Raw genomic sequence first — 15,099 nt, 5'->3', positions numbered from 1 at the left:
TGATTGTTTTTTATTGAATTACAGATATTTATTCTGTAGTTCGAGTATTTATATTTTAAAGTTTTTCTATAATTCTAACTTCACCGTCTTTTTCATCTTCTGATAAAATAGTAGATTGTTTATTAGTATAAACTTGTAAACTCCATTGCACAATTTTGTTGTCCGGATATAATTTGGCCTGATTTTGCAACCATTCTTCTGCTTTTTGAGCTGATGAAGTTTTTTCGATCGCCCAAGCCGAAATCAATTGGTTTGCCGGTAAAAAATTCATTACAGTATTGTCAATTTTTGGATTAAAAGTAATGATTTTTTGTAATGATTTGTTTGCTGTTTCATTATCGCCCAAACTGGTATAACATTGATAGTCCAGCCAATTTTCAAGTCTTTCATCAATATCTTCATCATAAGGTTTTCCAACGCCTAAATTTTCCGGAAACAGTTTTGCATCGGCAATAAATTGTAAAGCTTTTTTGTATTGTTTGCTTTTCATTTGTGCCAAAGCCTGCATCAATTTAGCTTCATGATACAATTGTCGTCCTGCAATGGCACCTTCAAATGGAAGAATTTCAAGTTTAGTAAGAAATGCGTCTGCAGCAGCATATTTTTTATTGAGTAATAACGTTTTAGCGTACAACATACCAAAAACATAATTTTCAGTATGGCGTTTGTAAAAAGGTTCTGCAATAGCCAGAGCTTTGTCATATTGCTTTTGAACGATATAATGTTCTGCTAACAATTTAGGATATCGCCAACTCTCATTATCCAATTTAATGGCTTGTTGTAAACTCGTTATTACCAATTGAGAATCGTCTTTTATCAAAGCTGCCTTTGAAGCATAAAAAGCGGGATCATTTGGTTTTGTACCACATTGCATGAATAAGTCTTTAGCTTTTGAAATATTGTTGCGATTCCATTCGATTAAAGCTAAATGATATTTCAATTGCCATTGATCGTTTTTCTTAATTAAATCTTCAAGAATAATTGCTGTTTCTCCACGGAATGGAAAACTAGTTCCAGGCTTAATTTTACTTAAATCAACAGGGCTATTTTCTAAAAATGCTTTCCAATATATAATTTCAGCATTAGGAACCGCAAGAGCAAAAACTTTCAAAGCCTCATCTTTACGGCCCAGATGCTGGTACCAGATTCCTAATTCAAGATAAGTTTGTTCTGGCATTTCGTTTCGAATCAGCGATGTAAAATGTTGTTTTGCTGCAGCTGAGTTTTCCCAAAGAAATCTTTCAAAATCAGCAAAATGATTCAAAGGATCGACTTTAGTAATCGCATTTAATATTTCAGAGGCTTTACTAGAATTATTTTGCAAGCGATATAGCACAGCCAGCACTTGCAAACCTTCTAAATTGAATTGATTATTTAGCAGACTTTTTTTAGCATATTCAATTGCTTTCGCCTGATTTTTTTCGGTAAAATAAAGTTTACTTAAAGCGGTGTAAGCAGGACTGCGAAATTCGACACTTGCAGCCGCAATATCAAATCCATCTTTTGCGTCTGTAGTATTTCCTGAATGCAAGTTGGCAAGACCATAATAATAATTGGCAGCAGGATCATAAGTGTTTATTGCCAAAGCTTTACTTGCAGTAGCAATTGCTTTATTATATTCGAGTTTACGAATTTGTACAGCTGCCAAATCAGACAGAGCAGGAGCGTAGTTTGGATCTTTTTGAAGACAAGCTGTTAGTTTTTCTTCTGCTTTTATATAATCTTTAAAACTGATATAATTTTTCCCCTGAAGGTATAATCCATAAACCGAATTGTTGTCAAAATCTTTTGGAATTTCTAAAGGTCGGTTTAAGTTTCCGTCTTCCGGAGCCGAATTCCAAACCAATTTATTGTCAGCAAGTACAAAGCGCAATTTATTTTGATCAACTGCAACTTGAATTGAATCTTTGAATACTTCCAATGTATTTACCGAAATATTTTTAGAATAGACTTTCTTATCATTATCAAAAACTTCAATTTTTTCATTTAATTTTTGAAGTGGTGAGAAATAGATTTTCAACCAGCCATTCTCGTTTTTTATATTAACGGCACCATAATTATTGGCTTTTACAAAACCTTTTGTTTGTTTTACCGGAAACCAATATTCTGTCCAAGTGTCTGTTTGATACGGCGCAAAAGAGCGTTGTTTAAAAGGCGTGTAATTACTGCCTTCACTTGCTTGATTGAATAATCTTCCGCTTTGTACTTCTACATATTGACCGTCAGTATCGGTTAGTAATTTTTCCCAAATCATCCCTTGTTGAGACAATCCCCAAATCCAGATTTTTTTACCCGGTTTATCATCATAATTGCCATAGCGCCCCATTCCAAAATCTTCATTGTGGTAATAACCTCCAAAGAAATCATTGTATTTGCCAAAAACATGATATGATTTATAACCGCCAAAATCATTGTTTTTATAAAATGATAAATCTTTACCATTTTCTTTGTCAATTGGCCAGTTGTTGTGTTCGCCATTATGGCCAATGTAGCTTTGTCCTGGATATATAAATTGTAAATCTGTAGCTGCTTTAATACCGGTATTCATCCAGGTATAATAAGGTTGTTCTGCTTCGGTTGAGTTAAACCAAAAAGAACTAGTGGTAAAATAAGCTTTGTCTTTTGGTAAATTGATGTCTAATTTCCAAGAAGTACGAGTTAGTAAATCGAGTACGCCAATAATACAACTAACACTTCCGTCTTCTCTTGTAATAGTGGTGTAATCGACCGGAGTTGCACAATTTGGAGTGTGTCCAATAATACCATAATTACCTTCAACACCGCCACTTGTCCACGGACCACGCATGGCAATATCTCTAAATTTGATAACATGATTGTTGTAAATGATATCTTTTCCGGTTGATTTTTCTATCGCCGACCAAACTTTTCCTCCAATTTCCGGAAGTATTGTTAGTTTGATATAATCGTTTTCCAACTCAATTACTTTCCATTCTTTTTGTACAGGCTTATCCGTAAAACCGTCAAATCTAAAGTAAGGATAAAACTTTGTATCTGGTTTAGGAATTGGATCTGGGTCTGCAAACGGATATGTAGTGAATACTTTTTTGTATTCCTTTATTGTTGGTTGATTTTGGGCATTTACAAAAAGGCTTCCAAAGAGTAAAATTGATAAGAAAGGCTTAAGTTTCATATGGAGAGCAATTTATTTGTGGTTATTTTTTTTGCCGCAGATTTCACAGATTAAAATGATTTTTTTGAATCTATGTTAATCTGTGAAATCTGTGGCATTAATTTATTCTCAATTTTGTCATTTCGAGGAACGAGAAATCACACAAGAAACTCTGCGTGGTAAATCGTTAATCTTTGTCGATTTACTCGTGTGATTTCTCCTCCGTCGAAATGACAAACTAGGAGGTCAATCGTTACAAATTAGACTAATATTATTGCCTTACTTGACAATCAACAACCATCCTTTTCCTTTTGCTACAGGTATTTCATCTTGTGCGGTAAAAGTTTTTGCAGGTTGGAAATTAGCTACTTCAGGAGCGGTAATTGTGGCTTTCGCAGGATTGATTCCCAGTTTTTTCCAGTCGATATTCAATTTTACTTTTACATCAGAATCTGCCCAACTTGCAATAGAAATTAAAGCTGTTCCGTTCTTTTTGTAAACCGTTGCCAAAACTTTATCGTTAGTTGTTTTTACCGGACAGTTTTCACTCCAATATCCAATCATTTCAGAACCTTTGATTCCAAAAGAATCCCATAATTTCCAGATTGCTCTTGGATCTGCGTTATCACTCCACGGAAGTCTGTTTGTCATTCCGTAAACCATTCCTCTCCAAGGATTTCCTCCATCCTGAAGCATTTCTCCCATTAATCCAAAAGGGATTCCGCTTACTTCAGTCAAGAAAAAGTCAGGTTGGTTTTTTTCATAATCAAAATATTCTCCAAACCAAAGTTTATTGATGTACGGAAAGTGCTCCATGTATAAGTTGGCACTATTGTTAAATCCGTCACTTTTATTGTATTGATTTGCACTGTGCAAATCGATAATTCCAGGGTGCCCATCTTTAGTAAGCACTCTTTTAATACGTTTCATTGTGATTCTGTCAAAAGCAACATCATCAAGATAAATACCGTCAATACCAACGTTTTGAGTTAACCAATTCATACCTTCAACATAATAATTATGCCAGCGGTTCATACCACTATTTACAATTGCAGCATCTTTAATTTCAGGAACAAACCAAGCTGCGATGTAATCGTCGCCAACGTGTTCTTGCAACCAAGAGAATCCACCACCTTTTCCTGGAGAATAAATTTCGTGACCTAAACTTTTCAATGCAAAAGTCTCATAAGCTTTATTCGAAACTTCTCTTACTGTGTTGTAGATTTTTACTTTCAATCCTTTTTCGTGCGCTTCATCGATATACGTTTTCATCTTTTTAAATTCGATAAAAGGATAATTGATATATGGATTTATTGCATTGGCATGGTGAATATTGATTACAGTTGCTCCAGTTTTTGCAATGGTATCGATTGGACTGTATTTGTGATAAAATTTATTGTCCCATTGAAAATCAGTGTCTATTTTGTGGAAAGGCGTGATTAATAAAGTAAAGTTGTAATACAAAACATCTCCCTTTTTCATGCTGCGCGCTCCGCTATATGCATTTACCAAAACAGATTTTTGGTTTGGAGTGATTGTAATTCCCCCTTTGTTTTCGTTACCCCAAGAAGTTGGTAATAATAAAGGTTTTTGCAAATAGAAATTGGTATTTAACGGACGGCTGTATTTTTCATCTCTTAAAGAAAATTGCAATCCTGAATTTACATTTCCAATCCATGCGCCATCTTGATTTTTATGTGCTACATCCCATTTCCAGTCAAAAGTTGCAGGACGATCTCCACCTTTTTGACCTAATCCCATCATGTATTTTGCCGAAGTTGGCTGAATAGGCATTTGGAAATTAATGTCATTGAAGGTAACATCTTCAAGAGCGGTAACTTTAACGGTATAATGTAAAAAACCATCAAATTCAATTGAAGCATTCACATCCATTTGTACCGATTTTGATGTTGAAGTACTTTCCCAAGCGACAGTTCCAGCTTCTTTTTTAGTGAATTTTAGTCCTGTATTTTTCCATTGTGCAACTTCTTTTCCTGACGCATCTACAAAATGAAATGCAAATGGAGCGCTCAAAATATTATTCGCTTTTGTACCAATGGTTGTCATTTCAGGAGTAAAATAGGTTTGAATTTGAGAAGGAAAACCATCTGAACCTAAAACTAATTTTCTTCCTAGTAAAGATATTTCAGCATCTTTTACGACTAGTGGAGTGTATGGCGCGATAACAGTATTTTCCTGAGCTAAAGTTGAGTTTAACCATTTTAAACGAGTCATTTTTTCAGGGCTATCTATTCCTCCATTTTTCGTTACTTCATTTTTTACAGTTATCTGAAGCGTGATTGCTGTAGATTTTCCGGCAGCAGTAACGGTTGCTTTTCCAGTATAAGTTCCTGCAGCAGTGGTTTGAGGAACATCAATTCCGCACCACATTGCTTGTACTTTTCCTTTTGAAACCGAAACTGTATTTGTGAAAACAGATCCATCATATTTAACACCGTCAGTATTAATACAGCTTATGTTTTTTGCCGAAATGGTTTCTCCATTACTGTTCTTTAAATCTGAAAAGGTAATTTTTACATTGCTTAAATCCTGCAATGCGTAAACACCTAATTGAAAAGCCAGATATTCGCCTTTTAAAGCGGTATCAGAAAAAGTATTTTGTACTCCTTTTTGTATCCATCTTTGCGGTAAATCATTTTTCATTCGGATAGAATATATTCTGTCTTCCGGGAAAACTAAGAATGGATTACCACTGTTTTTAGCAATAATAGCTGCGGTTTCAGCAGCAGTTGCAATAACATCCATTGGATAAAAACTATTGAAAGCATTTATACTTTGAATTTCTGTTACCGTACAATTGTCAGTCAAATTTGTTTTGATTTTAGACAGCCATTGCGCATCCGCTTTATTTTCTGGTTTTGCATATACTCCTTTAAGATAGTTTGCAGTACCTTCATCTATATAAGGCATATAATACACGTAATAGGTTCCTTTTCCAGAAATAGGTTCAAAGAAAATAGTTCCGTTTTCTCTATTGATATTTTCCGTTTTTGTATTTAGGATTTCTTTTCCTGAAGCATCTTGAACAATAATTTTTTTGAGTTCAGGATTTTCATCTCTTCTGCGCCATTCGATAGTAGTTTTAGCAACATTTCCAGTACCGGAAAATGCAACTACAACACGATGATTTCCTAACTGATTAGGATTCCAGCTGTCTTTACCATCTGTATATTTTATTTGTTGCGCAGCCAACGGAATACTGAAAATGCAAAGGCACATAATCAAGATTCTACTCAAAATTTGTCTGTTTTTTAGGTTTGATTTCATTGTTTTAATATTCAGGTTATAGGGTATTCTTAATTTAAAAGTTAGTAAACGGCTTTCCATCCATTCTTTTTCCAGTAGGCGATAATAGGTTTGTATGGACCATATTTATGTTGCTCTGCTGAAAAATTATCTATAAAAGGACTGTGGGCATAATCAATAGGTTTTCCCATTTTGTTAGGATAATCTAATGTTTTTGGGTTTGGTCTTGTATGTATGGCATCATCATTTACATATGCAGCAATATCAAGCGCTTCAGCATCTGTAAGGTATGGTTTTCCGACAGTCACTTTATCATATGGCATATTGCTTTTTAGCCATTGCGCTTGTTTAATAACTCTATGCATACTTGAACCTGGTTGATAAGCATAATTTCCCCAAAGAGGCGGGTAGGTGTAACCTGATTTGTCGGCATTGTATTGTCCTTCGCCGTTATTTCCATGACAACGGGCACAGTTTTCGGTAAAAAGTGCTTTTCCTCTTTCTGGACTAGCTGCGACATCAGGAAATTCAATTTCTAAGTTTTTAGCGCCTTTATAATCTCCATCTTTTGGAACAAATTTGCTGATCCATTTGAAGTATGATAAAAATGCCACCATTTCTTTTCCGTCAAGCGGAAGTGGTTTTCCTGAATGTGGGCGCATTACACAATTGTTTACACGTTCAGCAAGTGTGAGGACTTTATTTTCACGTCCGCGATATTGCGGGTAATTATCATGAGACGACATTAAATTAAAGGCGTACGGCTTTGTACCTGCATCCTGATGGCAATTGGTACAATTCATTTTGTTACCCAAATATTTTCCGTTGATTCCATTTGGACCAATATAATAGGCCGTTTTTATCATTAATTCTCTTCCGTACCGAACTGATTTTCCAAATTCATCATCAGGAATTTTAGAAGTATCAATTGTAATATAACCTTCATCCTCAGCTTCAGTCGTCTTTGCGGCTAATGTTTGAGAATTTGAAGTATTGCAAGAGTTGAAAACAACAATTGGCAGTGCTGAAAATAGACCAATAAGAATTATTTTTTTCATGGTAGAAAATTTTAATCTGACATTCGTAATAATAAAAAAGGGATCAGGAATGTCAATGTTTTTTAATTTAAAAGAAAAGGTTTCATGTTTTCTTCCGGAATAAACTCTGTGCGATAAGGAGGAATTTCAGACTCTAAAGCCCAAAGTAATACTCCTTTTTTATTGGTTAAAACTGTGATGTGTCTTTTTGAACAACAAACCAAAACAGTTTCTTTATCAATCATATAGGCACTTCCCATTCGGTCATTATAAATGTCTTTTGGCAAGTTGATGTGAAAATCCAATTTTACGTTTTTTCCTTTTTCATCTACTTTTAAAGCAAAAACCGAAGATTGTTTTTTATCGACTCCATTATCAAAAAAGAGTAAACTTCCGTCTTGGTTAATATGTGCGGCGTGTGCTTGAGAGAAATCGGTGTCTTTAGACATATTCATATTTCCGCCTTTTCCTAGTTTCCAGATTACTTTTCCGGTTTTAGAGTCTACTTTCCAAATTTGACCGTTGTTATAAAAAGAGATTAGAAAATTTCCATCTTTATCATAATTCAGACTGTTGGCGTGTGTCCAGTCTTTTTTTGTTTTTAATATAGCTTTATCTTTCATAGGATCTAGGTCGTCAAAGACGCTCCATTTCCAGATTTGTTTTCCTTTTTTATCTAAAATTAGAATCCCGTCTCCGTTTATGGTATCATTCTTTTTTCCTCCAATAGAAGTTAAATCCATAATTTTTTGATCGACGGTTAAGGTTACAATTTCGTTTGCCGATTTTTTAATGATTTCATGGTGAATGACTTGTTTAAAATCACCTTGTCCTTTTTTAATATGCGTTAAAGTATCGCCTTGTAAATTGATTTCGAGAATTTCGCTTCCGTAACTTGTTGGTTCATCATTTTTTCCAAGAATAGCAATAATGCTTTGTTCTTTTGTAAAATGGGTAACTTTAAATCCTGTTCCTTCAACAGTATGATACCATCTTAAATTGCCTTTGTAATCTACAATGTAAGCGACTCCGGGCGTTTCTCTTTTAGCCAAAAGCATAAAGCCTTTTTTGAAATTTTGAGGTAAAAGTTCTGGTTTTGGAATATTTGCTTTGAATTGTTTTTGAAGCCATTCCGGCAATGTTCGAGATTTGAATGTGTATACTTTACTGGTGTCTTTTTCTTGTCCCTGAACGGTTACTAGCTGATAACTGTAATTGGTTTCGGGCGTGATATTGATTAACACTAAGGAGTGGGTAAGGCCTTTTTTTGAAATTGGAGTAGTTATTTTATTTTTTTGTCCATTTTTATCAGACCAATATTCTGCAAATACCTGTACATCGTCATTCGTAGTAACATCGATTTGAATTTTCAATTCGTTGTTGCCATGAATCCCAATAATGATATTCTTGATTTGATTGCCCTGATTTTTAGAACAGCTTACGATTGTAAGTAGTGCCAAAATAAAACTCCATTTTATTACTATTTTTTTGATCATTTGAAAGGCTTCTTTAATGAAACAGAAAAGTGTTTTTTTGTATAAAAAATCAAGAACAGGCAGTATTAAACTGCCTATTCCTGATTTAGCATTCTTTATTGTCTATCAGCATTACTTAACTTAGGGTTAAGATCGACCTGACTTTGTGGATATGTATAATATTTGTTTTGTGGCATTTTAACTTGTGCAGCTTCACCAACTCTAAGGTGATATGCATTTACAAGAACATCGTATTTGTTCATTCTAATTAAATCGGCACGACGTTTTCCTTCATAAAAAAGTTCCCATCCTCTTTCTTGCAAAATTGCATCTCTCAAAGTAGCTTGTGTGTAATTTGCTAAAATCAGAAGTTTTGCGTGTGATCTTCCTTTAACTTGGTTAATAAGATCAATTGCTTCCTGAGTTGGACCACTAATTTCGTTTAAGGCTTCGGCTCTGCTTAGTAAAACATCTGCATAACGTAAAATGTTTACACTATGACCGTCATAATATGTTGTCGTTTCATCGTCGGCATATTTTCTGGTTGCAACGTCTGGCATATAAAGTACGCCCGCTGGTGGCTGCGCTCCCAAACTTGGTGCCTGTTTATGCAACAAACCATCGCTACCCATAAACTCTGGGAAGAAACATTTTTTTCTATCATCTTCGTCGCCAAAAGTGTTGTAGAAATCCCAGTTTACAGTATAATATTGCCATCTGTTTTGTACAACCGGGTGATCCGTTGGTCCAAAGTGATTTAATAATTCAGTACCGTTTGTATTGGCATCGCTTAATGATGAAAAGATGTTTTCACTGCACCATTTGTTACTTTCTTTAAATAATCCTAAGTACGACGGATATAGACTGTATTCGTTCAGGCTCATTACTTGTTGTGTCAAAGTAGCAACTTTTGGCCAATCGTGACTGCGTAAGTATAGTTTTGCCAATAAGGTAAGTGCTGCACCTTTTGTTGCGCGACCTACATCGTTTGTACTGTAAATTGCATTTTGTTTGTAGTTTACCGGTAAAACATCGGCAGCTTCATTTAACTGTTTGATTATGAAAGCATCAATTTCTTCTACAGATGATGGTGGTGTTTGGTCTAAATACCCCGGATTTCCTAAGTTGGCTTCTGTAATCAAAATTACTGGTCCCCAAGAATCTGTTAAATCCATATAAGCAGATGCTCTTAAAAACTTAGCTTCGGCTATAAATTGTGCTTTTTCTGCTGCCGTAATGCCCGCCATTGGTGTAATGTTAAAAATAGCACTATTGGCATTCGCAATTAACTTATACATCGCGTTCCAGTCTTCTTTAAGCAAACCATTAGTAGAACTCCAGGTTCCTAAAGACAATTGTCCCGGATCTCCACCAAATTGGCAATGTCCTAAATCTGTAGCAATATCAGTCAAAGCAAAGTGACGTGTTGCCCAGTACGAAAAGTTATCTCCTACAGATGGCCCTTTTAGGCGACCATAAATTGAGTTGATCGCTGCAACGGCATCCGATTTGGTTTGGTATCCGTTGGTGTTGGTTAAATTACTATATACCGTAGGATCAAGATCCTGATTGCACGAAATTTGTGCACCAGCGGTAAGTAAAAGTAATAGAATTGTATATTTTTTCATTTTAATAAATTTAGTGTTACTAAAAAAGCTTTTTAGACTAGTGAATTGCGATTTTTATTCCTAAAATAAATGTTCTTGAAGCTGGGAATGAGTTAAAATCGATTCCTCCACCTAAGTTTTGTTTGGTGGCGTTATCAGCAGTAAAGTGTCCATTTATCTCAGGATCGTTTCCAGAATAATTGGTGATCGTTAATAAATTTTGTCCAATAGCATACAATCTGATACTATCTATAAATTTTGTTGGTTTTAAAAGACTTTCCGGAATCGTATATCCAATAGAAACGTTTTTCAAACGAATGTATGAAGCATCTTCAACAAATTTTGAGTTTACGTAGCTTCCGTATTTGCTTTTGTAATATCCGTCTCTAGGAATATCCGTGTTTTCATTTGTTCCGGCAACCCAACGGTTTAAGGCATCTGTACTTGTTGACGATTCGCCAACCATTTTGGTCATGTTGTAAACTGAATAATCAAAAGCACCTTGAAAGAAGATATTCAAATCAAAATTTCCATATCTAAAATCATTATTCAAACCGGCAGTGTAGTGTGGAGTTGAATTTCCTAAATACGTTCTGTCATCTGCATTGATAATTCCGTCTCCATTAACATCAACATATTTTGGATCTCCTGCTACAGAAAGTGGCTGAGCGGTATATGTTTCTCCGGTTTTTATTACTCCTGCATATTTATATCCAAATAATTCTCCCATTTCTTTACCAGGAACTAATCTTGTAAATTCTTGTCCAGAAACAGTACCACTTGGGTTAGAAGTATTTGTACTAATGATTTTTACATTATCAGCAAGTGAAATAATTTCTTGTTTGTTGTACGCCATATTTAATGATGTAGTCCAGGTAAATTTATCATTTCTGAAATTTGTGCTTGTAATACCCAACTCGATACCTCTGTTTTGAATTACTCCAGAGTTTATTCTTTGTGTATCAAATCCCCACCATCCACCAACAGGAACGTTTAAAAGAGCATCTGTAGTTCTTTTTTCGTACACATCGATTGTAGCAGTAAGTTTGTCATTAAAGAACCCTATATCTAAACCAATATTAGTTTGAGCTGTTTGTTCCCATTTTAGGTTCGGGTTTGCTAAGTTTGCTGGTTCAGTACCACCCACAAAATTACCTTCGCCAATTGTTACTCCCCAAGAAGTTAAACGGTTCATATAAGCATAATCACCAATACCGTCATTACCTGTAAGACCGTAACTTACTCTCAATTTTAGATCAGAAAAAGTATTTAATTTTTGAATAAAAGATTCGTTAGACATTTTCCAGGCAATTGCTCCAGAAGGGAAGATTCCGAATTTATTATTTGGTCCAAAACGAGACGAACCATCTTTTCTTATCGTGAAGGAAAGCAAGTATTTGTCATCAAAACCATAATTTAAACGACTAAAATAAGAAGTCAGTTTAGTTTCTGTTTTCTCAGTTTCAGGTTTCAAATAAACTGCTGCACCTTGAAGATTGTAATACGTTAGCAAGTCATTAGAAAAACCAGAACCAGAAGCTTTCATTCTTTCGTAAGTATCTTTTTGGTTCGATGTACCAATCATTGCCGAAATAGCGTGTCTCTCTTTTACAGTAAATTTATACGTTAAATATTGCTCTGTACTCCATCTAAAATAAGTTTTGTTTTCTTCAGAACCAGTTCCGTTAAGGGCCGCTCCGGCAACCAAAGTTCTAGGAGTGTATTTACCTTGAATGTTTTCCTGCCACTCAGATCCTGCACCAAAATGGTACGTTAAACCTTTTATGATTTCATAATCCATAAACATATTACCGTTTACCAATCTGTTAATAGTGTGATCAGTTGGTTCCAGTAAAAGTGCCAAAGCATTATCTCTTCCTTGATATTTGTAATAAGTACCGTCAGCATTATAAATAGGAAGATTAGGCGCAGCAGTTTGTAGTGAGTACATAGGAGATAAAATATTATCGCCAAAATCACTGTTATGACCTTCACTTGCAGCACCATAAATGTTAACGCCGATAGTTAATTTATCACTAAATTTTTTCTCAGCGCCCGTTCTCACAGAATATCTTGTAAAATCGGTATTTTCTAATGCACCTGTTTGTTTTAAATAGTTTCCGGAAAGAAAGAATTTAGAAGTTTTATCGCTTCCGCTAAAGTTAATTGTTCTGTTTAAAACTTCACCCGGACGTGTTGCTGCTTTAAACCAATTGGTATTGGCTACCGGAAAACTTGAAGGGAAAACTGGCGGTCTTCCATTTTCTTTTGCAATAGCGTTTTGAATGTCAGCATATTGCTGTCCGTTTAGCAAAGAAGGTTCTTTGATGATGTTTTGAAAACCATCTGAAATCTCCGCTTCAATTTGCATTTTTCCAGATTTTCCTTTTTTAGTAGTAATCAAAATTACCCCATTTCCACCACGAGCACCATAAATGGCGGTAGACGAAGCATCTTTCAAGATCTGAATATTCTCGATATCGTTTGGACTAATTTGTGCACCAGTACTGGTAATAAATCCATCAACAACATACAAAGGCGCATTTGAAGTATTAAGAGAGTTTCCTCCTCTAATTACAATCGATGGGCTACTTCCGGGAGCATAACTGTTTTGTTGCACCTGAACTCCAGAAGCACGACCTTGCAAAGCTTGTCCAACGTTAGCAATCGTTCCACCCAAGTTTAAGTTGTCTTTACCAATAGAACTTACAGAACCTGTAAGATCTTTTTTCTTCGATTTTCCGTATCCAATTACAACTTCTTCTAATTTTTGTCCAACTTCTTTCATGACAATTTTTAGAGGAGAACTGCTTATAGCTACTTCCTGATCTTCCATACCAATGTAAGTAATGATAAGTTTAGTAGCATTGTCCGGAACAGAAATGGCAAAACTTCCGTCTACATCAGTTTGAACACCGGTAGTCGTACCTTTTACAATAATATTTGCCCCCGCAATAGGAAGTCCATTTTGATCAGTTACTTTTCCTTTCACCGTTTTTTCAAAAAACAAAGTAGTATTGTTTTTGGTTGGTGTTTTTATTGACGAAGCCGCTGAAGCTTGAAATGTAAAAACTAATAGTGAAAGAAGAGTGAGTTTAATTTCTTTACTAGCTAGATTGTTAATCCGAAAATCTCTAGGTTTTTTTTGGGTTAATAATTTCATACTTAAATTGGGTTTGGTTAATGATTAATTTGTTTTTTTTCGTTTGTAAGTTTTTGATTTCTTTTTTGTTGCGTTCTTTTTTTAGTTTTTAATTTATCGTCTTATTAAATGGTTTTAAATAAAAGAAGAGCTGTTTCTCTTTTCGGCCTGTTTCCGCCACTTTGACTCGTTTTCGAAAGATTAAAGACTGTTAAAAAAGAACTTATTTAACTTAGTTTTAAGATTAATACTAAACGAAACTATTGATTATATTTTTATTAAACAAGAAAAAGCACAAAAAATGTGCTCGAACACACGAATTTTATGTTCTCGAGCACATAAATTTGTGCGAAATGTTTTTTTTGACTTAAATTTGTGCGATTATTGTAAAATATTTAAGTGATAAACAAGTCTCTCTTTTTAGTGTTTTATAGGTGTTGGATGTAAATCGAAAGAATAATAGAGGTTGTTTGTATAAAATGTTAGGAATTTATCAAATCAAAAGCCGGTTTATTGGTAATTAAATAGTGTTTTATTATTGCTTTTCTTACTAATAAAATCAGGTTTGTAGAAAAATATTTCTGGAAGTAGGGATTCTTTTTCTTCGTTTAAAGTACATTCGTAGTACGGAAAAAAAAGCAACCGAAAAAGTTGGTATTTTACATTATTTCTCTGTTTTCTAAAAACAAAAAATTAACAAAAATTAACATTTCAATTATGAAAGAATATCAAGTAAAATTAATTAGTAAAAATGAAGGAAACTTCAACAAAAGTTTGGATGTTGGTTTTTGGGAAGAAGCAAATTGCTTGACTGATTTTTGTTCTCCGTGGGAAGAAAGTGCAATTTCGAAAATTGAATTCAGAGCGCTTTGGGATACCGAAAACTTCTATTTTAAATTTAGAGTTTTTGATATTAATATTTACCTGGATAAAAAAGATGATAGTTTTGAGAGTATCGGAAATTCAGATAGGGTAGAGCTGTTTTTCAGAACAAACGATTCTTTAAATCCTTACTACTGTTTAGAAATGGATACTTCAGGAAGACTAATGGATTTTAAAGCACGTCCGAATAAAGATTTTGATTTTAATTGGAAATGGCCTAAAAAAGATTTAGACTTGGAAACAGCAAAAGATGAAGTCTCATTTACGGTTCAAGGCCGAATTAGTATACAGTCACTAACAGAGTTAAATTTAATTCAGAACAATAGTATTGAAGCAGGGGTTTTTAGAGCTAAATTTTCGCTTGCCGAAAATCTGCAATATGAGCCAACCTGGATTCCATGGGTAAACCCAAATACCGAAACGCCTAATTTTCATATTGCTTCTTCTTTTGGGAAGTTTAAGTTGTTGTAGGGGGAGGTTCAAAGGTTCAAAGGAACAAAGGTTCAAAGGAACAAAGATTCAAAGGAACAAAGATTCAAAGGTTCAAAGGAGCAAAGGT

Annotated in this window: 7 protein-coding genes; 1 reads left to right on the top strand and 6 read right to left on the bottom strand. The window is 34.6% G+C overall.

Annotation, left to right across the window (positions count from 1 at the left end):
• Positions 1-55: 55 nt before the first annotated feature.
• The 6 genes from ACHRVZ_RS04060 to ACHRVZ_RS04035 all read right to left on the bottom strand — a co-directional run bounded on the left by ACHRVZ_RS04060 (position 56) and on the right by ACHRVZ_RS04035 (position 13,679).
• Entirely contained in the window at positions 56-3,151 is a 3,096-nt protein-coding gene (locus ACHRVZ_RS04060; protein WP_395420900.1) for a DUF5107 domain-containing protein, read from the bottom strand.
• Positions 3,152-3,409: 258 nt separating this feature from the next.
• Positions 3,410-6,418, bottom strand: coding sequence for a glycoside hydrolase domain-containing protein (locus ACHRVZ_RS04055; protein WP_395420899.1), 3,009 nt, complete (start codon positions 6,416-6,418; stop codon positions 3,410-3,412).
• A gap of 41 nt (positions 6,419-6,459) precedes the next feature.
• The gene (locus tag ACHRVZ_RS04050) at positions 6,460-7,455 is read right to left on the bottom strand and encodes a c-type cytochrome (protein ID WP_395420898.1); all 996 of its coding nucleotides are present in this window, start codon (positions 7,453-7,455) and stop codon (positions 6,460-6,462) included.
• A gap of 62 nt (positions 7,456-7,517) precedes the next feature.
• Positions 7,518-8,930, bottom strand: coding sequence for an aryl-sulfate sulfotransferase (locus ACHRVZ_RS04045; RefSeq protein WP_395420897.1), 1,413 nt, complete (start codon positions 8,928-8,930; stop codon positions 7,518-7,520).
• A gap of 95 nt (positions 8,931-9,025) precedes the next feature.
• The gene (locus ACHRVZ_RS04040) at positions 9,026-10,537 is read right to left on the bottom strand and encodes a RagB/SusD family nutrient uptake outer membrane protein (RefSeq protein ID WP_395420896.1); all 1,512 of its coding nucleotides are present in this window, start codon (positions 10,535-10,537) and stop codon (positions 9,026-9,028) included.
• 37 nt (positions 10,538-10,574) lie between these two features.
• A complete protein-coding gene (locus ACHRVZ_RS04035; RefSeq protein ID WP_395420895.1) occupies positions 10,575-13,679 on the bottom strand; it encodes a SusC/RagA family TonB-linked outer membrane protein in 3,105 nt (1,034 codons plus the stop codon).
• Between the two features lie 696 nt (positions 13,680-14,375).
• Between ACHRVZ_RS04035 and ACHRVZ_RS04030 the strand changes: the two genes are divergently transcribed.
• Positions 14,376-15,011 carry a sugar-binding protein gene (locus tag ACHRVZ_RS04030; RefSeq protein WP_395420894.1) on the top strand — a complete coding sequence of 212 codons (636 nt, stop codon included), beginning with the start codon at positions 14,376-14,378 and terminating at the stop codon, positions 15,009-15,011.
• The last annotated feature ends 88 nt before the right edge of the window (positions 15,012-15,099 follow it).

It is taken from the genome of Flavobacterium sp. FlaQc-57 (assembly GCF_044007395.1).
Taxonomy (GTDB): domain Bacteria; phylum Bacteroidota; class Bacteroidia; order Flavobacteriales; family Flavobacteriaceae; genus Flavobacterium.
The sequence above is the reverse complement of the archived record's forward strand: the minus strand, read 5'-3'. Positions and strand labels throughout refer to the sequence as shown.

Coding starts and splice junctions, on each gene's coding strand:
- ACHRVZ_RS04060 (WP_395420900.1), bottom strand. CDS start 3,151: ATGAAACTTAAGCCTTTCTTATCAATTTTACTCTTTGGAAGCCTTTTT.
- ACHRVZ_RS04055 (WP_395420899.1), bottom strand. CDS start 6,418: ATGAAATCAAACCTAAAAAACAGACAAATTTTGAGTAGAATCTTGATT.
- ACHRVZ_RS04050 (WP_395420898.1), bottom strand. CDS start 7,455: ATGAAAAAAATAATTCTTATTGGTCTATTTTCAGCACTGCCAATTGTT.
- ACHRVZ_RS04045 (WP_395420897.1), bottom strand. CDS start 8,930: ATGATCAAAAAAATAGTAATAAAATGGAGTTTTATTTTGGCACTACTT.
- ACHRVZ_RS04040 (WP_395420896.1), bottom strand. CDS start 10,537: ATGAAAAAATATACAATTCTATTACTTTTACTTACCGCTGGTGCACAA.
- ACHRVZ_RS04035 (WP_395420895.1), bottom strand. CDS start 13,679: ATGAAATTATTAACCCAAAAAAAACCTAGAGATTTTCGGATTAACAAT.
- ACHRVZ_RS04030 (WP_395420894.1), top strand. CDS start 14,376: ATGAAAGAATATCAAGTAAAATTAATTAGTAAAAATGAAGGAAACTTC.